This window comes from Enterococcus sp. S183_ASV_20, assembly GCF_018919685.1.
Lineage (GTDB): Bacteria > Bacillota > Bacilli > Lactobacillales > Enterococcaceae > Enterococcus > Enterococcus faecalis.
This window is the reverse complement of the sequence record NZ_JAHLRI010000170.1, coordinates 1-553: the sequence shown is the minus strand read 5'-3', so window position 1 is coordinate 553 and position 553 is coordinate 1. Positions and strand designations below refer to the sequence as shown.

Genomic DNA, 553 nt, shown 5'->3' with positions numbered 1-553 from the left:
CCATAAAACGGTTCGGCGTTCGCCATTTCTGGCATTTGTTGTTTTTGTTCTCTATTTTGTACAGTTTCTTTTGATTCTAAAAATTCAAAGCCTGCTACGACTAATTCTGTAACATAATGCGTTTGTCCTTGTTGATCATCATAAGAACGTGATTGTAATTCACCATTTACTGCAATTAATGAACCTTTTTGCGTATATTTTGCTAACACCTCTGCAGGTTTCCCCCAGATTACACATTGAATAAAAGTCGTTTGGGCATTCCCGTCTTTATCAAGTCTTTCTCTTTTGCAAGCTAATGCAAAATTAGCAACGGCCTTCCCTGTTGACGTTACTCTTAGTTCTGAACTTTTTGTTAATCTTCCTACTGCACTTGTTTTAATCATTTTTGATTCCTTCTTTCTTTTTTATTTGGTCGTCCAAAGAGGTAAAACCTCTTTGGACGTATAACCTAATTTTTTACTAATGTAATTCAATTCCTAGCACCACATAACCTTCACGTTGTGCATAATCCGTTATATAAATAACTTCCGCTTCGCATTCATCATCTAAATAC

General features: G+C 35.4%; 1 protein-coding gene. It reads right to left on the bottom strand.

The window, feature by feature from the left end; genetic code table 11:
- Positions 1–383, bottom strand: a 383-nt coding sequence (locus KQI94_RS16235; RefSeq protein ID WP_162954864.1) for a single-stranded DNA-binding protein, incomplete at its 3' end; no start/stop codon positions are given.
- Positions 384–553 lie beyond the last annotated feature (170 nt).